We start from the raw sequence: 20,550 nt of genomic DNA, 5'->3' as shown, positions 1-20,550 counted from the left end.
AAAAAAATGCCCAATAAAAATCTAAGAACGGTACCTGTGTACAGGAAGGCGCTTGATCTCTGCAGAATGAGTAGGGAAATTGCAGCCTATGTTTCCCACAACAAAGACTTGCTAAAACTTTATCAATCGAACAGCCATAGGGACATCATAGCAGATTCCTTGATTACCGATGCGATATTGATTCCTCAAAAGATCGCCCAGGCAGAACATTCCGAATCACTTTCCGTAAGGATGAAGAGTGCCAAGTTTATCAATATCATGACACGCAACATTCTGTCTTATTGCAATGGTTTGGAAAAGGATGGTGTAAAGGAAAAGGAATACCTGAATTTACTTAGGACCGAAATCAAGAGTTTTCGGAAATCCTTTAAGGCTTGGAGACGATCCCTGCGCGGTGGCAACGATACTACTTTTGGTCTTAACGATTCTTACGGTTTCTAAAATATCGCCGTTTACATATTTCTTCTATATTGTCCGCCTACCTGAAAAAGGGCCTGGGTTATCTGCCCTAGCGAGCAAACTTTAGTTACCTCCATCAGTTTTTCAAACACATTGCCATGAGTAATGGCTACCTCCTGAAGTTCTTTGAGCTGGGTTTGTGCTTCCCCAGAATTGCGCTGCTGTAAGTTGTTCAGGGTAGTGATCTGTGCTTCCTTTTCGGTTTCGGTGGCCCGTATGACCTCGGCGGGTAAGATTGTGGGTGATCCCTTAGAACTTAAAAAGGTGTTTACCCCGATAATGGGATACTCCCCCGTATGTTTTAGGGTCTCATAGTGCAAACTTTCCTCCTGAATTTTCGAACGTTGGTACATGGTTTCCATGGCGCCCAATACGCCACCGCGTTCTGTAAGACGATCAAATTCCATCAACACTGCCTCCTCTACCAAATCTGTAAGCTCTTCTATAATAAAGGAGCCCTGCAGAGGATTCTCGTTCTTAGCCAATCCCAATTCCTTGTTGATGATCAATTGTATGGCCATGGCGCGGCGCACCGATTCCTCGGTAGGTGTGGTTATGGCCTCGTCATACGCATTGGTATGCAGGGAATTGCAGTTATCATAAATGGCATATAGGGCCTGCAAAGTAGTACGGATATCGTTAAAATCAATTTCCTGGGCATGCAGACTTCGGCCAGAGGTCTGTATGTGGTATTTTAACATCTGCGCCCTAGAATTGGCGCCGTATTTATCCCTCATGGCCTTGGCCCAGATTCTACGGGCAACCCTTCCAATTACCGCATATTCGGGATCAATGCCATTGGAAAAGAAAAAGGACAGATTGGGGCCAAAGCTATTGATATCCATGCCCCTACTCAAGTAATACTCAACATAGGTAAAGCCGTTGGAAAGCGTAAAAGCCAATTGGGTAATCGGGTTTGCCCCCGCTTCAGCAATGTGATAGCCCGAAATGGAGACCGAATAAAAATTGCGGATTTCATGAGCTATAAAATAGTCCTGTACGTCTCCCATAAGCCTTAGGGCAAACTCGGTCGAGAAAATACAGGTATTTTGAGCCTGGTCTTCCTTGAGTATATCTGCCTGTACCGTGCCCCTTACTTGACTTAAGGTGCTTGCCTTAATCTTCTGGTATACCGATTTGGGCAATACCAAATCCCCACTTACCCCCAACAACAGCAATCCCAGGCCATTGTTTCCCTCGGGCAATTGCCCAAGGTACTGCGGCCGGGACATGCCCTTCTTCTTAAAGTGTTTCTCAATTTTGGCCGTTATCTCGTCCTCCAAGCCGTGCTCCTTGATATATTTCTCACAGTTTTGATCGATGGCGGCGTTCATAAAAAACCCTAAAAGCATGGGCGCCGGACCATTAATGGTCATGCTTACCGAGGTCATGGGATCACTTAGGTCAAAACCGGAATACAATTTTTTAGCATCATCCAAACAGCAAATGGATACACCGGCATTGCCGATCTTTCCATAAATATCAGGTCTGTGGTCCGGATCGTTCCCATATAAGGTCACAGAATCGAAGGCCGTAGACAGGCGTTTGGCAGGCATCCCCAGGCTAACGTAATGAAAACGTCTGTTGGTACGTTCGGGGCCACCCTCACCGGCGAACATCCGCGTTGGGTCTTCCCCTGTCCTTTTAAAGGGATAGAGCCCAGCTGTATAAGGAAAGGTTCCAGGAACATTTTCTTGTAAGCTCCAGCCCAATACATCGCCCCAGGCCGTATACTTGGGCAGCACCACCTTGGGGATTTGCAGGTGGGATAGGGATTCGGTATGTGTGTTGATCTGAATTTCCTTCTCCCGCACCTTAAAGGAATATACGGGATCCCTGTAGCGTTTTATCTTAGCTTCCCAGTGCATCAGCATTTCCCAATTATGGGGGTCCAAGTCCTTTTTTACGCGATTGAATTCTTGGATCAACAAGCCCAAAAAGCCTTTGTCCTTCTCGCTTGAACCGCGTTTTAATATCTCTTTTTCATGAATCCCGGCATCCGATAGGATTAGCTTCCCGGTATCGGTCGAAGCGGCATTCAGTACAGATAAAATGGTTTGGTAAATACCGTACAATCGTTGTGCGGTATTTTTTTGCAAAACCACCTTGGCATCGTATGCACGATTGCTTTCCGATATTTCGGACAGATATCTGGTTCTGGCCGGAGGAATAACATAAACCTTGTCCGTCATTTCGTTGGTGACCTCAAAATCCGATTTGAGCGTTGTTCCCGTCCTTTCCACCAACTTGTCCATGACCGCCCTGTACAGACGGTTCATCCCCGGGTCGTTGAACTGTGAGGCCATGGTACCAAAAATGGGCAATTGTTCCTGGTCCACATCCCAAAGTGCATGATTTCGCACATATTGTTTCTTGACATCGCGCAACGCATCCAATGCGCCTCTTTTATCGAATTTGTTGATTGCGACCAAATCTGCAAAATCGAGCATATCAATTTTTTCCAATTGGGTGGCGGCACCAAATTCTGGCGTCATTACATAAAGGGAAACATCACTGTGTTCTATAATCTCGGTATCTGATTGGCCAATACCGGAGGTTTCCAAAATTATAAGATCAAATTCCGCCGCCTTCAGCACCTCTATGGCCTCGTTTACATATTTGGACAAGGCCAAATTGGACTGCCGTGTGGCCAGTGACCGCATGTACACCCTTTTGTCATTTATCGCATTCATTCGAATACGATCTCCGAGCAGGGCACCACCTGTTTTTCGCTTGGACGGGTCAACAGAGACCAACGCTATGGTCTTGTCCGGAAAATCGATCAAAAAGCGTCGCACCAACTCGTCCACCAAACTCGATTTTCCAGCCCCACCGGTACCTGTAATGCCCAAAACGGGAACTTTTTTATTCGATTTTTTTACCGGTCCGAAGTTTTTTTCAAAATCCTTTGGCCGGTTCTCGGCAAGCGATATCAGCCGGGCAAGGACGTTGACATCTTTATTTCTCAAAGCACTTGTAAGGTCTTTCCCATGGATCGATGGCAATGCGGGTATGGGAAAATCGCTCTGGGCCACCAAATCGTTGATCATGCCTTGAAGTCCCATCGTTCTTCCATCATCTGGCGAATATATCCGGGTAATCCCATGATCCATTAATGCTGCTATCTCATTGGGCAGAATAACACCACCGCCCCCTCCAAAAATTTTAATATGTCCTGCACCTCGCTCTTGGAGCAGGTCGAACATATATCTGAAATATTCATTGTGGCCACCCTGATAGGAGGTCAAGGCAATGGCATTGGCATCTTCCTGTATGGCACAATCCACTACCTCTGTCACGCTACGGTCATGCCCCAAATGGATTACTTCCACCCCTGTTGACTGAATGATCCGTCTCATAATATTGATTGCTGCGTCATGACCGTCGAACAGTGATGCTGCCGTAACAATTCTAACTTTGTGCTGGGGCTGATAAGGTCTGGTTTGTTCCATTTATAATAAAGCGACTATTTTCAGCTTGCAATTTACGGAAAATGCAAAAAAAATTACGTTCTTATTCGAATTTTGTAAAAATAAAGCCCATATATACCTCTTGGTTCTTAATATCCTAATTTTATACCTCTAAACAACGAGCATTTTGAGAATTACCATTCTTATCCACTGTCCCGATCAAGCTGGAATAATTAGTAGCGTAACGGGGTTTTTGCATTCCCAAGGCGGCAATATTATTTACCTGGACCAACATGTGGATACCGAGGCGGGGGTGTTCTTTATGCGATTGGAAAGCGATTTTGAAAAGGACCAGGCATTCTTCCAAGGTTTTAGAACCACATTTCAACAGACCATTGCAAAGGCCTATGGAATGGAATGGAAAATGTACCAAAGAGGGGTGAAGCCAAAAATGGGTTTGTTCGTATCCAAGTACAACCACTGCCTGTACGATCTGTTAAGTAGGTTCCATTCCGGAGAGCTGGACGTGGAAATCCCCTTTATCCTGAGCAATCACAATGACCTGGATTATATCGCCAAACAGTTCAACATTCCCTTTTTTCATATTCCGGTTACCGCCGGGAACAAGGCTTCGGCTGAGGAAAAGCAGCTAAAACTATTGGAAGCACATGAAATTGATTTCATTGTTCTGGCGCGTTATATGCAAATTGTTAGCTCGAAAATTATTGATAGATACCCGGCTAAGATCATAAACATACACCATTCCTTTTTGCCTGCATTTGCAGGAGCAAAACCATACCACGCCGCTTTTAAAAGAGGGGTGAAGATCATTGGGGCCACAAGCCATTATGTGACCGAGGAACTCGATGCCGGACCCATTATTGAGCAGGACGTTACCACGGTATCACATTCGCATAGCATCGCAGATTTTATCGCCAAGGGCAGGGATCTTGAAAAGATTGTCCTTTCGCGTGCCGTAAAACTGCACCTAAATCGCAAGACCATGGTGTACAACAACAAGACGGTCATTTTTTCATAGTCGGGCTTAAAAAAACGCCATGGTAAAAAATATACCGGAAATTTGCTAATTAATACGTATTTTAGAATATATGATCTACAAGGCATGGGAAGAAAAATAATTCTTTTTTTAGTGATTTTTCAATTGATTTCCTGTGCCGAGCTGCAGCAGGTTGTGAATCAACTTCCCCAGGGGGGTGTAGGAAACGCCGAAATAGCCCAGGGACTTAAGGAAGCCCTGAACCAGGGGATAGACAAACAAGTGAGCAAGCTCACCCAAAAGGATGGCTTTTTCAAGAACGAACTGGTTAAAATCCTGCTTCCGGCCGAACTAAAAAAAGTGGACAAGACCTTAAGGGATATTGGATTGGGCAAATTGGCGGATGAGGGCCTACGGATTATGAACAGGGCTGCCGAGGATGCCGTGGCCGAGGCCACTCCTATTTTTGTAGCCGCGGTGAAGGGCATTACCTTTGCCGATGCCAAAAACATTCTTTTGGGAGCGGACAATGCCGCTACCCAATACCTTACCAGCACCACCGAACAGCAGCTCTACACCAAATTCAATCCGGTCATAAAAAATTCCTTTGAAAAAGTCGGAGCCAATGACATATGGAACAATTTAATTCAGAAATACAATAGCCTACCACTAACCACTGATGTGAACCCTGACCTAACGGACTACGTTACCCAAGAGGCTTTGAATGGGGTATATACTATGATTGCGATAGAGGAAAAGGAAATTAGAACCAAAATCTCGTCCAGAACAACGGACATCCTAAAAAAGGTTTTTGCATTGCAGGACTGATGCTATTATTATGACAAAAATTGCAGTTTTAGGGCCAATACCTAGGGACACCATCTACACCGTTAACAAAGAGGTGATCAAAAAATACGGATGTGTTACACATCCGGTAATCGCCCTATCCAAGCTTTTAGGAGCAAAGGGCACCGTGCTGCCCGTATCCACTGTGCACCAAAGGGACCAAGAAGGCATATTGGATCTTTTTGCCCCATATACCAATATAGATACCCAAGGTATTTCCTCAAAGGACGACCGGGGTACGGTAATTGAACTTAGGTTCGTGGACCAGAACAACCGGATAGAGAAACAGACTGCCTGTATGCGCCCCATACTTCCGGGGGACGTAGCTTCGCTGGGCGATATGGATGCATACGTCTTTGTTCCGATTACCGATTTTGAAATCTCCCTGAGCACCTTGGTCCACATCAAAAAAGAACAAAAGGGACTTGTTATTTTTGATGCCCATGGACCAACGACCACCATGAGTATGCAAGGGGATCGATACCGCAAGTTTTGGGTAGATATGGATGAATGGTTACCTTATATAGACGTCCTAAAAATGAATTTGGAAGAATCCCAGGTATGTTGGTTTAAAAATGAGTATGAAGCGGATGAAATGATGCATTACGATGAGGAAAAAACCGACCATCTGGACGCCATGGCGGCCCATGTCCTACAACTGGGGGTCTCCCATTTCTATGTTACCTTGGATTCCAGAGGTTGCGTTCTGTACTATAAGGGGAAGAACGGAATCCATAAGGAATTTGTCAAGTCCATTTTCATGAAAGATGTGGTGGATACCACTGGATGCGGAGATTCGTTTGCAGGGGGCCTTGCCTACGGTTTCACCCAATTTGGCGACCCTATTAAAGCGGCGCAATATGCCAATGCCCTGGGTGCCCTTCGGACACAGGGCAAAACCTTCGACGTTTTCAAAAATAAGGAAGAAACAGAGCTGCTGATGGCAAAATACTACTGATTTACAAAGCCTTGGCCCGCGCTTTTCCTTAATATCCCTTGCCCTATCAGCATTTTTTTTAATACTATTATTCCTGTTAAAACACAATAAAAACAAAACTCCCGCGTTGTGTTACAAAACAAACATTACAGATTGCCAATGTTTCGTTAGCCCTTTTAAAAGGGACTTCAAATCTTTGTACCGAATTTTTGAGTTAGTAATTTTTTGAGTTAGTTAGTCTAAAACCGGTGTTCACACCGGTTTTTTTGTTATAACGTCTTAAGATTTGGAGAAAGCTTTCTGCCATTTCTCTCCGTCTCGGTCCCCAAAACGCCATTTTACCAAGCATAGCGGGACTTTCTCATCAAGTAAACTATTATCGGGGTTTACTGTTTTTATGAAAACTTTAAGATTTGGACTTTTTTTAATTCCTAACTTTTACTTGCTAATTCATCAATCAACCATGAGACGCTTAAGAATTGTTTTCGGATTGTTCTTACTGTTAAGCTTCCCAACCAGCGCGCTGTCGTACCCAAGCGTCGCTGAGAGTCGTTTGCCGCACTTTTATGATATTACCCAAGACCTGCTGACCAGGGCCGATGAATTGTACCAAAAACAAAATTATTCCGAAGCACTTAAGATATACCTTCAGTTGTTGGAGGAAGGGAAGATTGAAAAATCCCAGCTGTACAAAAAAATTGCCTTGGGGTATGCCGGACTCGAAAACACCGAGAAATCAGTAGTTTTTTTGGAAAAGTATCTTTTTGAGGAGTTCAACACTGCACTTTTCCTAAACGAGGGTTTTGATTCCATAAAACATACGGACGAATTCGCCACTTTGGAGGAAAAATATACGACCAATATCAATGTCTGGTCCTTTATCCTATTATATATAGCCCTAATTGGCTTTTACATTACCATAGTCCTTAATCTAAACAAGAACATCGACAAATTGGCCCGGGTGTTGATCAGTGGGTTTATTTTGGTCCATTCCATTTTTATCCTCCATTGGTTCTTTTTTGCGACCAATTATCAGTTTCAGTTTCCGCATACCCATCTTATGTCTTCACCGTTTGCCCTATTGTTCGGGCCCTTGTTGTATTTCTATTATAAACGAATAACACGGCAGTACCAATTTAAGCCCAAGGACTTGCTCCACCTTGTCCCCACCGTACTGCTTTTGACCTATCTCCTTCCGGTATATGCCTTGTCCGCGCCTGATAAACTAGACGTCATATTGGGCAATGTAGCTGTTGAAGAGGCCTATGGGAATTACAACTTGCTCATCATCTCGTCCACAAAACTAATATCACTGATCGGGTATGGTTATTTTATCCGAAAGCTATATCTGGAAAGCAGCAAGACCAAGGAGTTGAGCAAGAACAACAAACTCTGGCAAAAAAATATCTATAGGATACATTTTATGTACATCTTTACCTACGCCTTTTATTTCTTTTTTGTAAACTACAACATCAACTCGGGCATCCTGCTCAATCTACAAATTATCAGTATGACTCTAATGGTATTGTATGTGGGCTATTCGGCAAACGTGCAGCCCAATGTATTCAATGGCCTGTATGCCCTTAACGACCAGCTTTTCTTTAAGTACAAAAATTCGGGTCTAACAGAAAGCCTGTCCGAGGAACTCAAGTCGAACTTAGTGAAGTTGTTCGATGAGCACAAGGTTTACAAGGAGAACGACATAAGTCTGGAAATCCTGGCCGAAAGGTTAAATACCACCAGACACAATACCTCCCAAGTGATCAACGAGCATTTTAAAATGAACTTTCATGAATTGATCAATAGTTACCGGATCCATGAAGCCAAACAAATTCTGGATACTGACTATCTCAAAAATCTGAATATCATTGATATCGCTTATGAAGTGGGCTATAACAACAAAGTTACCTTCAACAAGGCCTTTAAAAAAGATACCGACCTTACACCCACCGAGTATCAAAAAAAAACGCTACGAAATAGCCTAAAGACCAGCGTAAGCTCAACGTAAACTTTTATCGGAAAAAGTAAAGGTTTATAAGTTCTTCCCAAATATTATCCAGAGCGTATTACTTTGGTTTTATAACTAACTAAATGTAAAGCAGCCCTGAAAAACTTACTCCTAAAAAATACTTCATTCTCATTTTTAGAGTAATTAATTGAATTAGTCATCAATATAATTCAGGGCTGCAATTTACATTCAGAAATACCCGCCAATACAGGCAATTTTCCCTTTACCATTAGTATTATCCAAAAAACCGATATTGTTTGCGGTAGACCTTGGCTCTTCGTTTTTTATTAGGTGCCCGACCCCCGTGCCCGGCCTATAAATAGGATGTCCGCAAATATCTTATGCCGTAGGATTTACTTCAGCGCCTTGCCGTTTTGAAAATATCTGGAACCAAATTGGGATTATGGCTTTGGAGGATATCCTTTTTTAGATGAATGAATAAGGCGGAAGAAGCGAATACCCAAATTGACCTAACTGCACTCATCATTGAATTATTCTCAGTAAATGGACGGTAGGCGTAAAAAAAGCGTAAACTTTCATCGGAAAAGTAAACGTTTATAAGACTTTCCTTAAAACAGGCAAAGAGCATGTTACTTTGGGCCGTATGACTAATTAAATGTAAAGTAGCTCTGAGACACTTACTTCCAAAATTTAGAAACAGCACTCTTAATTCTCACTTTTTTGGGAACGGTAGGTTTCCCTGGCTTTAAGTCCTATGGGCCTACGCTTACAGTTTAATTCAAGACGTACGAGACTAACTTAATTAAAACTTAAAGTATGAAAAAAAAATGTATTTGGCTGTGTATGCTATTCCTATTTGGGATGTCTATGGCATATGCACAAGAAAAAACAGTTTCCGGTACCGTTACGGATGAAGGAGGCTTACCCTTACCTGGGGTGAACATTGTGGTAAAAGGAACTTCCACGGGAACACAAACTGATTTTGATGGCAACTATGCTATCCAGGCAAGCTCAGGGGATGTTCTTGTTTATTCCTATTTAGGACAAACAACCGTTGAGCGCACTGTAGGCGCTTCGGATGTCATCAATGTAACGATGCAGGAAGATGCGGAGGCCTTGGAAGAGGTGGTCGTTATTGGTTACGGTAACCAAGAGGAGAAAAAGATTATCCAGAACATCGGTATCGTAAAAGAGGAGGCCATTGAGAACCTCCAGGTGGTCTCGGCCGATCAGCTCCTACAGGGGCAGAGCGCCGGTACCCAGATCGTGAACGCCTCGGGTGTTCTCGGTTCTGCCGCCGTTATACGTGTACGGGGCGTAAACTCGATCAACGCGGGTAGCCAGCCCCTTATCGTGATCGATGGGGTGCCCATCACCGATACCGCGGGCAACACGCTCAACCGTGGGGGGAACACCGGGATCAACCCGCTCTCCTACGTGAACCCGAACGACATCCAGTCGCTCACCGTACTTAAGGATGCCGGTGCGACCTCGATCTACGGGTCCAGGGGCGCCAACGGGGTAATCCTGATCACCACCAAGAAGGGCCGCAGGAACTCCGCCGCCCAGGTGACCTTTGACGTGAGCACACAGTACTCGCAGTCTACCGACGTTCCGGACATCCTGACCGCGGACGAGTTCCGACAGTTCAAGTCGGAAGTGGCCACCATACAGAACGGCGGCACCACGGTAACACCAGAATCCCTTGGCCTTGGCGCCATCGGTTCCGGGGGGACGGACTGGCTCGGCGGGGTACAGCGCACGGGCGTATCACAAAACTACAACCTTGGCGTAAGGGGCGGTGGCGAGAAGACCAGCTTCTTCTTTGGTATGGACTACCAGGACACCCAAGGCTTTATCATCGGCAACGACCAGCAACGGGCCGGGGCGCGGATCAACATCGATTCGGACGTCCAGGAATGGCTGAAGGTCGGGATGAACCTGGGGGTCACCAACAACCGCCTCAACAGGGTAAGTGTGGAGAACAGTATCAACGCACCCTTCACAACAGCCTTCCTTCAGAGCCCGGTGGTAGCGGCCTTTGACGACGAGGGCAACTTCGCGCAGTCGGGCTCCTTTATCCCGAACATCTTTGCGAGGGTGGCCCTGAACACGGACGAGCTGAAGACCTTTCGTGTAATCGGGAACGCCTATACCGAGATCACCCCTATCGAGGGGCTTACCTGGCGTTCCGAGTTCGGTATCGACAGGCTCGACCTTGAAGAAACACTTAGAAATGCGGACTTCAACACGCCCGGTGGATCGGCACAGGTAGTGAGCGTAAGGGAGGAAAGATATCTTACCAACCAGACGATAAACTACTCCGACACCTATGGTGAGGACCACAACCTATCGGTTCTTCTCGGACTGAACTATGAGGAGACCCTCAGGTCCAGATTGAACGTTTCCGCGACCGGATTTTTGGACGATGTCCTTAGGAACCTCGGCGCAGGGGCTACGGCCACCGTATTGAACGGGGACCGTTTCCCGACCCGCCTTTTCGGGCTCTTTTCCAGGGTATCCTATGACTACAAGGGCAAGTACCTTGTGGAGGGATCCATAAGACGTGACGGGTCCTCCCGTTTCCAGCCAGATGTGCGTTTCGGGTACTTCTGGTCCGCGGCCGCGGGCTGGGTAATCTCCGAGGAACCCTTTGTCCAGGACATCGACTTTATTGACTATCTCTCCGTCCGGGCCAGTATCGGTACGGTGGGTAACGACCGCTTGGGGACCTTCCCATCGCTCGGGCTCTTCAGTATCGGAGGTTTCGGGGACTACAACGGGGAATCCGGGGCCGTACCCAACCAACCTGAAAATGCGGACATCAAATGGGAGGAAAGTGAGACGCTGGACATCGGTATCAAATCGACCTTTTTGAACGGGCGCATCAATTTCAACGCCTCGTACTTCAAGAAGACCACCAGCGACCTTTTGCTGAACCAGATATTGCCACCACAGACCGGTTTTACCTCGATCAGCAGGAACATCGGCGAGATGGAGAACAAAGGTTGGGAGTTTGAACTGAGCACGGTTAACGTACGCTCCGAGAACTTCGAGTGGCGTACCAACTTCAACCTGACCACGATAGAGAATAAGGTGCTCCGTCTCAACGAGGACGCCGCGACGGACCCACAGGGCAGGAGGATCATCGACGGGGCCATTCAAAGGGCCATCGAAGGGGAATCCCTGAACAACTTCTACCTGATCCGTTACGTGGGCATCAACTCCCAGACCGGGGACGCCGAATGGTTGGATGCCAATGGAAACATTACCACTAATCCAGGCTCGGGAGACCGTGTGGTCACGGGAAGCCCGCTTCCCGATTTCTCAGGGGGTATGACCAATACCTTCAAGTACAAGGACTTTGACCTGTCCGTACTGATGAACTACTCCTATGGTAATGAAATAGTAATTGACGGCCTTCGTTTTGCCGACGGTAACGACGCCATCGGGGGCATAGTGAACATCAGGAGGCAGAACCTGAACATCTGGAGGCAGCCGGGCGACAACGCCTTTTTGCCAAGCCCAAACAGTTCTACCTTTAACTTGTTCAACCAGCGTTCTACCCAGCAGCAGTTGGACGGCTCCTATCTGAGGATCAAGAACATCACCCTGGGGTACAACCTTCCCGAGAAGGCCCTGGAAAGACTTGGCGGTTTCATTACCGGGCTTAGGCTCTATGCCACGGCAACCAACCTATTCACCATTAAAGGGGACGAACTGGACGGGATAGACCCCGAGGTGACCGATGATATCGATCCCTTGTTCCAAGGAGAAACATTCTTTACCGCACCACAGGCCAAGTCCTATTCGTTCGGGGCACGTTTAACATTTTAATAAAAAATAGAGCAATGAAAAAAACAAATAAAGCAATAGCAGCACTCTTTGGACTTCTCATGATCGTTTCGTGCGAGGACCGATTGGACGTGGTTGCGGAGAACAATGTGGCCTCCAGTACAATCTTCAGCACCTTTGCCACGATCAACGGTGCCGTCGTCGGGGTCTACAGTAAGAACCAGAGCGGTGACCTGAACGGGAATCCGCAGCTGATGTCGGACTTCATGTCGGACAACGTGAATTTCGTGGGAAGTTTCCCTTCACTCCAGGAAGTGGACCAGTTCGAGACCCTGGCCACCAATACGACGATAGACAACATCTGGTTGGATGCCTATGAACTGATCGGGGCCGCCAACAATGTAATCGTGAACCTTCCGCCCGTAGATCCGGCGGAGATCAACGGGCTGGATGAGGCCACAAAAGCCGTATTCGTAGCCGAGGCCAAGTTCCTACGTGCGTACACTTATTTCCAATTGGTGAACCTCTTTGCACAGCCCTACCAGTTCAGCGGGGGCACCAACCTTGGGGTACCGATCGTTTCGCAGCCCTTCGAAGGGGGCGAGATATCCGAGTTCCAATTGGAGCGTTCCACGGTGAACGAGGTGCACGCTTTTATAGAGCAGGACCTTTTGGACGCCATAGCGGACCTTCCGGTGGACAACGGCGAGCGGGCCGAGCAGGCTTCTGCCCAGGGTCTTTTGTCCAGGTTGTACCTCTACAGGGAGAACTGGGCCGGGGCGGCCGATCTGGCCAACCAGGTGATCGCGGCGGGCAACCACCCCTTGGCGGCCAACTACGATTTCTATAACAACGCGGAAACCTCCTCGGAGCACCTGTTCGTGGTGATCAATACCCCGACCGACGGTCCCCAGGACGAATCGGTACCGGGTTCCGACGAGGTGTACGTGAACTTTTACAACGCCTCCCCCGGAGGACGGGGCGATGCGCCCTTTAGCCAGGACCTGATCGATGCCTTTAATGCAGAGCCCGGGGACAGAAGGTTCGACGAACTGTCCGTAGCGGCCACCGATGCAGGGGGCAACAATACCTTCTTCACCACCAAGTACAACGATGTGGTGGACAATGCCTCCGATGGTATGGGGGTAAGGGTCACGGAGATGTACCTGAACAGGGCCGAGGCCAATTTTAGGGCAGGCACCTCTGTGGGCGCCACGCCCCTGGCCGACATCAACACGCTGCGTAGCAGGGCCGGCCTTGCCGACCTTACCGCGGGCAATCTGGACCTTGACGCCATCAGTCTGGAAAGAAGGAAGGAACTCTGTTTCGAGGGCCACCGTAGGATGGACCTCTTGAGGAACGGCCTGAACCTTCGCCCAGGTGGCGGTCCCGAGTCGGCACCCGGTGCGGACAAGGTGATCTTCCCCATCGTGGACGATGAGACCACCAACAATCCGAACATCACGCAGAATCCCGGAACCTTCTAGGAGCTAGCGGAACTGATATAGGAATGGGACCACCAAGGCACGGTTTTTGGTGGTCCCTATATTTTAACCCTAAACCGATCTAGATATGAAAAGAACGATCCTCCTTGCCCTGTGCCTTGCAGGCCTTTCGGCCCAGGGGCAGATACAGCGGCCCAACAACGAGACCTTCAACGAGCTCGCCTTCTTCGTGGGCACCAACAACCCGATCTACGACGAGGCCGAGGGCTCGCGCTACCTCCTGGAGGAGTTCGTGTCGGCCCGCATAAACGGCATGGAAAAGGTACAGCTGCTGCGCTTCAACGTGGTGGAGAACAGCATCGAGATCAAGAGGGAGAACGGCGAGGTCATGGGACTGGACCGCTCCACCCCCTACCGCATAGCCCTGTTGGACGGCTCCGGCCGCTGGTTCGAGACCAGGCCCTACAGGGACGAGCGCGGAAAACTGCAGACCACCTTCTTCGAAAGGCTGCACCGCGGCGAGGGCTACACGCTCTATTTCAAGGAGAACATCAAGTTCGTGCCCAAGAAGCCCGCCAAGAGCAGCTACGAACAGGACGTGCCCGCCAAGTTCAAGCGCGAGGGCGCCCGTTTCTACCTCCAGGGGCTGGGCCCCGAGGGCGAGGTGGTGGAACTGCCCCGCAAGCGGAAGAACCTGGTGCCCCTGTTCGGGGAACGGGCCGGGGAAATGGAAAAGCACATCAAAAAACAGAAACTGGACCCCTACAAAAGGGAGGACCTGGTAAAACTGCTCGATTTCTATTTCAAAGCGTCGTGATTTGCATCGCTTGAAAAGTCCATGTATAGCGGAGTAACGGCGCTTAACCTCCAAAATTCTCGACAAACGGAAGGTTTTTGGTAAACGTAACGTAAACTTTTATCGGAACGGTAAATCTTGATAAGCCTTTCCCCAACGTATGCAAAGAGTATGTTACTTTGAGATAAGTAACCTAATAAATGTAAAGCAGCTCCGGAACATGTTCTAAAAAAACTTCTGTCTCATTTTTTAGAGTAATTATTTGAATTAGCTATCAAAGTCATTCGGAGCTGCAATTTACATTCACTGATCCATAATCGTTGGGCTATCCTTTTTTTCTATACAAGCCATCAAAAGCAACACTCGCTACTTCATTGCCCTGAAGGACTTCCCAAAGTTGCCGCACGCTACCATCCTCGTTCAACGTCCAGGTAATTCTGTTCTTGTAGACCTTCCCATCCGTGTGGGTAAACTCGTCCGATGAAAGTATCATATGGTTATCTATCCTATTCCCTTTTAATTTTAGATGATTCCCAGCATTGTCTATCCACAATTGCTCCCATTGTTTGGTACTAAGATTAAAAAAGTTATAGCTGGTACCGGTATAGTTCCCATTGGCGCTGGTCCAATTCTCCCTTAGCACACAACTACCCTCTATTTTTTCAATGGTATTCTTTCCGGCTGCGGAACCGTCGGTCTTGGTGACCTCCCAATCCCCTACCCAAAAGTCAAAGGCGGTATGATCTTCGGTACAACAGGCGCATGCATCGCTTTGCGCATGTACTAAAAATCCAAAAAAAAGAAAAAGTGAAAGGCTTACGTATTTTTTCATCATTCCAAGTGTTTTTGTATAGGTAAGATACTGATTTTGAACACTACTACCGAGACACTTTTGTTAAATAATTATCCCTGAAAAGGAACTTGAACATGCCCAATGGGGTGTGGTTTTGAAAACACTTGGGACCAGATTTCGGACAGGAATAGAGGATATTGTTATACCGAATCGCACCGGACGGCAGTGGAATATCTTCCAAAGCGGTTGCCAATTTCTTTGTCTTTTTGTTAAAAATTAGATAAAACACCTGGTTTTTAGGTGAATACACCCTTACACCAACATCTAAAACCCCGATACGGTCGTATATTTGTAAGAACAAAGTTTTTGACTATGGAAAAGCAGTATTGTAGAGTAGGAACCGTTACACCGATAACTTCCGGGGCACACGCCATAACCCTTTTGGAATACCAATATCAAAGTTTTATGGAGAAGGCATCAAGCATTAAATATACGGATACCCAGTTGGGTGAATTCTTTGAACAAAAGGCACAAAAAATCAAGAAAGTCCTGGAAAGTTTGGTGTAGACATCAAGCTAGCCGCCCCAGCTCTGTCGCCATTTCTTTTTGCACCTCCCGGGCTTTTTCTGCCGCGGCCTCTGCGAAATCCATTCCTTTGGAGGCGTAGATGATAGCACGCGAAGAGTTGATCAGCAGTCCTACATCCTCGGTCATACCAAAATGACATACTTCCTTTAGACTTCCCCCTTGTGCCCCAATACCCGGCACCAATAAAAAGCTTTCGGGTACAATTTGCCTAATCTCGGACAAATAGGATGCCTTGGTTGCACCTACCACGTACATAAGGCGTTCGGCATGGCTATAGGTCTTGGAGGTCTCCAGAACTTCCTTGTACAGCTCCCTACCGTTGCTATTTTTTGTTTGAAAATCAAAAGCTCCGACATTGGACGTCAATGCCAAGAGAATGGTATGCTTATCTTCAAAGGCCAAAAATGGCTCCACGGAGTCCTTGCCCATATAGGGCGCGATGGTCAAGGCATCAAAATCCAGATTCCCAAAAAAAGCCTGGGCATACCTTGTGGATGTATTGCCAATGTCCCCGCGTTTGGCGTCGGCAATGGTAAATATTCCGGGATGGTTTGTATTCAAATAGGCCATGGTCTTCTCCAGGGCCTTCCAGCCCTTAAGTCCGTAAGCCTCGTAAAAGGCAATATTGGGCTTATAGGCAACACACAGCTCATGTGTGGCGTCGATAATGGCTTTGTTAAAAGCAAATAGGGGATCCTCTTCGTCCAAGAGGTGTTCCGGCACCTTGTCCAGGTCGGTATCCAAACCAATACAGAGAAAGGACTTTTTTTTCCGGATCTGTGCTGTTAAAAACTGGGTGGTCATTTTGTCTTCCTGCTAAGTGGTCTGAGTCATCAAAAAATTTCCGAGGCCTCCTTTAGTTTTTCGGTATTTTCTACAAGCATCAGCTCATCGATAATCTTTTGAATATCCCCGTTAACAATGTTGGTCAGATCATAAAGGGTAAGTCCTATTCGATGGTCCGTAACCCTGCCCTGTGGGTAGTTGTAGGTTCTAATTTTTGCCGAACGATCGCCACTGCTTACTTGGGAGTTTCGTTTGGCGGCATCCTCTTCCTGTTTTTTTGCCAGTTCCTGATCATAGAGCCGCGATCGCAATACCTTAAAGGCCTTTTCCTTATTTTTATGTTGCGACTTTTGGTCTTGGCACTGCGCTACCAAACCTGTGGGGACATGGGTAAGACGTACCGCTGAATAGGTCGTGTTTACCGACTGCCCGCCAGGACCTGAGGAACAGAAAAAATCTATCCGCACATCCTTGGGATCTATCTGCACGTCAAAATCTTCGGCTTCCGGAAGCACCATGACCGTTGCTGCGCTGGTATGTACCCTACCCTGTGTCTCAGTCTGTGGTACGCGCTGCACCCGATGTACTCCGGCCTCAAATTTTAAGGTACCGTACACGTCCTCTCCGCTTACCTCGAATTGTATTTCCTTAAATCCACCACTGGTACCCTCGCTAAGATCGATCACATTCGTTTTCCATCCTTTGGACTCACAATATTTGGTATACATGCGGAACAGATCGCCGGCAAAAATACTGGCCTCGTCTCCCCCTGTGCCCGCGCGTATCTCTACCACCACGTTCTTGGCGTCCTCAGGATCTTTGGGAATCAGTAAAAATTTTATTTCCTCTTCCAGAACGGGTAAGGCCGCTTTGGCCTCTTCCAACTGCATTTTGGCCATTTCCAACATCTCGGCATCGCTTCCGTCCGAAATTATTTCCTCTGCCTCGCTAATATTATCCGTCAGCTCCACGTATTGTGTACGTTTGTCCACAAGGACCTTGAGATCCTTATATTCCTTGTTCAACTGTACATAGCGTTTCTGGTCCGATATGATATCGGGTTGGATAATGAGGTCCGACACCTCATCGAAACGTTGTTTTACAATGTTTAATTTATCTAACATATGCGATCTACACTTGGATTGCGAATTTACGATTTTTTTATAGCTTCAAGCAGATCCGAACCGCCTAAGAAAAACCCTTGGTTTTGTGCGTCCGATCTTACGGGGTCGGGAAGATGTTAATTTCCTACAAAAGTAGTGCCCAGGGTAACAATAAAAGCACTTAGCCCATCGCTACGGTCGTATTGGTTTACTCGAAGATCGATAGTTTTGAGCCCAAAAGAGAAAAGTTTGGTGTTGGCAAAAATATCCTTGTATCGGATACCCATACCGTATTGATTGGCATCGTAGGCAGACAGGTCGTAGTCCGAGGTATAAAATTCCAGGGTGGATACAGCCCCTTCCTTACTGAAGAAGTAATCGGCAGCGGTCTGCGTATAATACCGATAACTGGGGTACAGTGTAAACTTATCACTTAATTTTATGGGTGCTTCCAAACTGGCGGTATGCCCGTGTATCCCCCAATTGTCCATATAATATCTGTAATACCCCCGTAGGACCACTACATCGTTCAAATAATAGTTCAATCGGCCCCCAATGGGCAACTTAAAGCGGCTATCGGGAAGACGTTCCACATCATCCGCCAACTGGAAGTCGTCTATAAAGAAATCTTCCACATCACCAAAATAAACCCGTTGAAAGGGCGTGCTCAACAAACCGTTCTGGGATACAATATCCGCAAACAAAGCACCCTGCCACCGTTTCCCCAAAATTTGGGAAAAACTAAGGGATATGCTGTAGGAATTACGTGTTTCATCCTGAAATTCAGTGAATTGTGGATTATACGTTCCATTGCCGGTAATTCGGTCATCAAAAAAAACACCCCTTAACTCTATCGGATACTGCGAATTCCATTTGTCCAGATATACTTGGGCACTTATCCCGAGCTCGGTGTTTCTTTCATTGAACAAGCGCGTATACCCCGCACCAAAACCTATGGAGAAGTAGTCATATTCGTTGGAGACGTAGGCGTTGGCTGTCCACAAGGTGTTGCGGTCAGAAGAACTGTGCTGATACGAAGGTTTAAAATAGGCCAGTTGATCCTTCCTGGATGCCCCCGAAGAGGCGATGAACGGACTTACTGGGTCGTTGGCATTGCCATCCAGTGGGTTTACATTGCTTGATGAGGCCGAGGTATAGGCAGATATGCCCACATCTACGGTAAGCACGTCATTTGCATTCATGGGTATTTTTACAACGATGCTCGAGGTTGCATCCGTAAGTTCTTCGGTACCTTCTCCCCCGGTTACGGCCGCATTCTGCCCGTCCTGATCATAATAGCTGAACAACAGATCAATTTCCGCAGCTTCCAAGACCCTAGTGGTATAGGTCTGCTGGCCCGCCTGAGAGAAACCCAGGTAAGAAATGAACAGCAGGACGCCCAGGGGTAATTTCCCTTTTACGTGCTTAATTACAGCCACAACCACCCCCTGTTTTTCCTCCATTGGCTCCCGAAGCCGCTTCCCGGTAGATTTGAAAATTGGTTTCAAATCGTTCTGTGCCTTTGGCGGAAAGCAACATCTCGTCATCGTTAATATACACCTTCTCGTATTCTTTGACCACAACGCAGGAGGTGCAAAAAACGGCAAGGACCAATAGCAATACCAATTTCTTCATCCTTTTAAAATTACTGATTATTATCGAACAGGATACCATTGCTTTTATGAATTTTATTTGCGCTGTCCACGATAATCACTTCGGTACCCCTAAGCTGATTGATAAGGGCCATACCTGCATCCCTTCCCATGATAAATACCGAAGTGGCCAGGGCATCACATAGTTCCGCGCTTTTGGAAAAAATGGAAACGCTGTTGATTCCTTTTGAGGGATAGCCTGTCCTGGGGTCGATGATATGCGAATATTTCTGTCCCCTAAAGGTCACGTATTTTTCATAGTTCCCGGAGGTGGCCACCGAGGATTCCACGACGGGGAGCCACGAAAATATCTTATCCTTGCTCAAGGGATTGGCAATACCGATAAGCCACTTTTCCCCACTGGCCTTGGTGCCCCATGTGGTAAGATCTCCGGAAGCATTGATAATTCCTGCCCGTACCTTTTTGGAAACCAAAAGTTGTTTGGCCCTATCGGCCGCATACCCTTTCCCAATGGCCCCAAAACCTATTTTCATGCCTTTTTGCCTCAGAAAGACCGTATGTTCATCTGCATCGAGGATAATTTTTTTATGCCCTATCTTGGCGATGGATCTTTTGATCTCGGTCTCCGTTGGCGGGTATTTCATGGTCCCATCGAACTTCCAAACATTGTCCATAGAGGCATAGGATATATCAAAAGCACCATCGGTAATTTCCGAAATTTGTTTGGAACGTTCAATGAGCTTGAAGAGTTCCATACTTACCTTTACCGGTTTTATACCGGCATTTTTGTTGATTGCGGAAGTTTCGGATTCCGCATCCCAAGAAGATATCATTTTTTCTATGCGGGTGATTTCCGCGGCGGCCTCTTCGATGTTGATATAGCCAATTTCCTCATTGGGCGCTACCACTGTAATCTCGAACCTGCTTCCCATCAGCTTCATGCTCCGATGAACGGTAACATAATTTTCTTGACCAAAACATATAAGGGCAAGAAAAAAAAAGCATAGGGAAAG

16 protein-coding genes are annotated in these 20,550 nt (G+C 46.9%); 9 read left to right on the top strand and 7 right to left on the bottom strand.

Annotated elements, in window-relative coordinates:
• The first annotated feature begins 6 nt into the window (after positions 1-6).
• Complete coding sequence (locus ACRD67_RS12720) at positions 7-441, top strand: hypothetical protein (RefSeq protein ID WP_430967531.1); 435 nt, start codon at positions 7-9, stop codon at positions 439-441.
• A gap of 11 nt (positions 442-452) precedes the next feature.
• Here the strand turns inward: ACRD67_RS12720 and ACRD67_RS12715 are convergent, their stop codons facing one another.
• Positions 453-3,911: a methylmalonyl-CoA mutase family protein gene (locus ACRD67_RS12715; RefSeq protein WP_430967530.1), complete on the bottom strand. Its 3,459-nt coding sequence runs from the start codon at positions 3,909-3,911 to the stop codon at positions 453-455.
• Between the two features lie 145 nt (positions 3,912-4,056).
• Here ACRD67_RS12715 and purU point away from each other — a divergent pair, with 145 nt between their 5' ends.
• The 7 genes from purU (at position 4,057) to ACRD67_RS12680 (ending at position 14,675) form a co-directional block, all read left to right on the top strand.
• A complete protein-coding gene (gene purU / locus ACRD67_RS12710) occupies positions 4,057-4,908 on the top strand; it encodes a formyltetrahydrofolate deformylase (protein ID WP_430967529.1) in 852 nt (283 codons plus the stop codon).
• Between the two features lie 84 nt (positions 4,909-4,992).
• Complete coding sequence (locus ACRD67_RS12705) at positions 4,993-5,694, top strand: DUF4197 domain-containing protein (protein ID WP_430967528.1); 702 nt, start codon at positions 4,993-4,995, stop codon at positions 5,692-5,694.
• A gap of 10 nt (positions 5,695-5,704) precedes the next feature.
• Entirely contained in the window at positions 5,705-6,670 is a 966-nt protein-coding gene (locus ACRD67_RS12700) for a carbohydrate kinase family protein (protein WP_430967527.1), read from the top strand.
• A 442-nt stretch (positions 6,671-7,112) separates the two neighbouring features.
• Complete coding sequence (locus ACRD67_RS12695) at positions 7,113-8,657, top strand: helix-turn-helix domain-containing protein (RefSeq protein ID WP_430967526.1); 1,545 nt, start codon at positions 7,113-7,115, stop codon at positions 8,655-8,657.
• A 777-nt stretch (positions 8,658-9,434) separates the two neighbouring features.
• Positions 9,435-12,455, top strand: a complete 3,021-nt coding sequence (locus tag ACRD67_RS12690; RefSeq protein ID WP_430967525.1) for a SusC/RagA family TonB-linked outer membrane protein — start codon at positions 9,435-9,437, stop codon at positions 12,453-12,455.
• A gap of 14 nt (positions 12,456-12,469) precedes the next feature.
• Positions 12,470-13,900 carry a RagB/SusD family nutrient uptake outer membrane protein gene (locus ACRD67_RS12685; protein WP_430967524.1) on the top strand — a complete coding sequence of 477 codons (1,431 nt, stop codon included), beginning with the start codon at positions 12,470-12,472 and terminating at the stop codon, positions 13,898-13,900.
• Between the two features lie 85 nt (positions 13,901-13,985).
• Positions 13,986-14,675, top strand: a complete 690-nt coding sequence (locus tag ACRD67_RS12680; protein ID WP_430967523.1) for a hypothetical protein — start codon at positions 13,986-13,988, stop codon at positions 14,673-14,675.
• A gap of 304 nt (positions 14,676-14,979) precedes the next feature.
• On the opposite strand, the gene ACRD67_RS12675 is transcribed toward ACRD67_RS12680, so the two are convergent.
• The gene (locus tag ACRD67_RS12675) at positions 14,980-15,489 is read right to left on the bottom strand and encodes a hypothetical protein (protein ID WP_430967522.1); all 510 of its coding nucleotides are present in this window, start codon (positions 15,487-15,489) and stop codon (positions 14,980-14,982) included.
• Positions 15,490-15,819: 330 nt separating this feature from the next.
• Here ACRD67_RS12675 and ACRD67_RS12670 point away from each other — a divergent pair, with 330 nt between their 5' ends.
• Positions 15,820-16,014: a hypothetical protein gene (locus ACRD67_RS12670; RefSeq protein ID WP_430967521.1), complete on the top strand. Its 195-nt coding sequence runs from the start codon at positions 15,820-15,822 to the stop codon at positions 16,012-16,014.
• A gap of 3 nt (positions 16,015-16,017) precedes the next feature.
• On the opposite strand, the gene pyrF is transcribed toward ACRD67_RS12670, so the two are convergent.
• From pyrF to ACRD67_RS12645, 5 genes are all read right to left on the bottom strand, one after another.
• Complete coding sequence (gene pyrF, locus ACRD67_RS12665; protein WP_430967520.1) at positions 16,018-16,839, bottom strand: orotidine-5'-phosphate decarboxylase; 822 nt, start codon at positions 16,837-16,839, stop codon at positions 16,018-16,020.
• A 29-nt stretch (positions 16,840-16,868) separates the two neighbouring features.
• On the bottom strand, positions 16,869-17,945 hold the full coding sequence (gene prfA / locus ACRD67_RS12660; RefSeq protein ID WP_430967519.1) for a peptide chain release factor 1: 1,077 nt from the start codon (positions 17,943-17,945) through the stop codon (positions 16,869-16,871).
• 116 nt (positions 17,946-18,061) lie between these two features.
• Entirely contained in the window at positions 18,062-19,363 is a 1,302-nt protein-coding gene (locus ACRD67_RS12655; protein WP_430967518.1) for a DUF3570 domain-containing protein, read from the bottom strand.
• Positions 19,350-19,559 carry a DUF4266 domain-containing protein gene (locus tag ACRD67_RS12650; protein ID WP_430967517.1) on the bottom strand — a complete coding sequence of 70 codons (210 nt, stop codon included), beginning with the start codon at positions 19,557-19,559 and terminating at the stop codon, positions 19,350-19,352. Before ACRD67_RS12650 ends, ACRD67_RS12655 begins: the two co-directional genes overlap by 14 nt.
• Positions 19,560-19,569: 10 nt before the next feature.
• Positions 19,570-20,478: an FAD:protein FMN transferase gene (locus ACRD67_RS12645; RefSeq protein ID WP_430967516.1), complete on the bottom strand. Its 909-nt coding sequence runs from the start codon at positions 20,476-20,478 to the stop codon at positions 19,570-19,572.
• Between the last annotated feature and the right edge of the window lie 72 nt (positions 20,479-20,550).

The organism is Eudoraea algarum, from assembly GCF_050589645.1.
GTDB lineage: Bacteria > Bacteroidota > Bacteroidia > Flavobacteriales > Flavobacteriaceae > JBNGOQ01.
This window is presented reverse-complemented; position numbering and strand designations above follow the sequence as displayed.

Bases quoted from the DNA above. Each gene is read 5' to 3' on its own strand.
- ACRD67_RS12720 (WP_430967531.1), top strand. From the start codon at position 7: ATGCCCAATAAAAATCTAAGAACGGTACCTGTGTACAGGAAGGCGCTT.
- ACRD67_RS12715 (WP_430967530.1), bottom strand. From the start codon at position 3,911: ATGGAACAAACCAGACCTTATCAGCCCCAGCACAAAGTTAGAATTGTT.
- ACRD67_RS12705 (WP_430967528.1), top strand. From the start codon at position 4,993: ATGGGAAGAAAAATAATTCTTTTTTTAGTGATTTTTCAATTGATTTCC.
- ACRD67_RS12700 (WP_430967527.1), top strand. From the start codon at position 5,705: ATGACAAAAATTGCAGTTTTAGGGCCAATACCTAGGGACACCATCTAC.
- ACRD67_RS12695 (WP_430967526.1), top strand. From the start codon at position 7,113: ATGAGACGCTTAAGAATTGTTTTCGGATTGTTCTTACTGTTAAGCTTC.
- ACRD67_RS12690 (WP_430967525.1), top strand. From the start codon at position 9,435: ATGAAAAAAAAATGTATTTGGCTGTGTATGCTATTCCTATTTGGGATG.
- ACRD67_RS12685 (WP_430967524.1), top strand. From the start codon at position 12,470: ATGAAAAAAACAAATAAAGCAATAGCAGCACTCTTTGGACTTCTCATG.
- ACRD67_RS12680 (WP_430967523.1), top strand. From the start codon at position 13,986: ATGAAAAGAACGATCCTCCTTGCCCTGTGCCTTGCAGGCCTTTCGGCC.
- ACRD67_RS12675 (WP_430967522.1), bottom strand. From the start codon at position 15,489: ATGATGAAAAAATACGTAAGCCTTTCACTTTTTCTTTTTTTTGGATTT.
- ACRD67_RS12670 (WP_430967521.1), top strand. From the start codon at position 15,820: ATGGAAAAGCAGTATTGTAGAGTAGGAACCGTTACACCGATAACTTCC.
- pyrF (WP_430967520.1), bottom strand. From the start codon at position 16,839: ATGACCACCCAGTTTTTAACAGCACAGATCCGGAAAAAAAAGTCCTTT.
- prfA (WP_430967519.1), bottom strand. From the start codon at position 17,945: ATGTTAGATAAATTAAACATTGTAAAACAACGTTTCGATGAGGTGTCG.
- ACRD67_RS12650 (WP_430967517.1), bottom strand. From the start codon at position 19,559: ATGAAGAAATTGGTATTGCTATTGGTCCTTGCCGTTTTTTGCACCTCC.
- ACRD67_RS12645 (WP_430967516.1), bottom strand. From the start codon at position 20,478: ATGAAGCTGATGGGAAGCAGGTTCGAGATTACAGTGGTAGCGCCCAAT.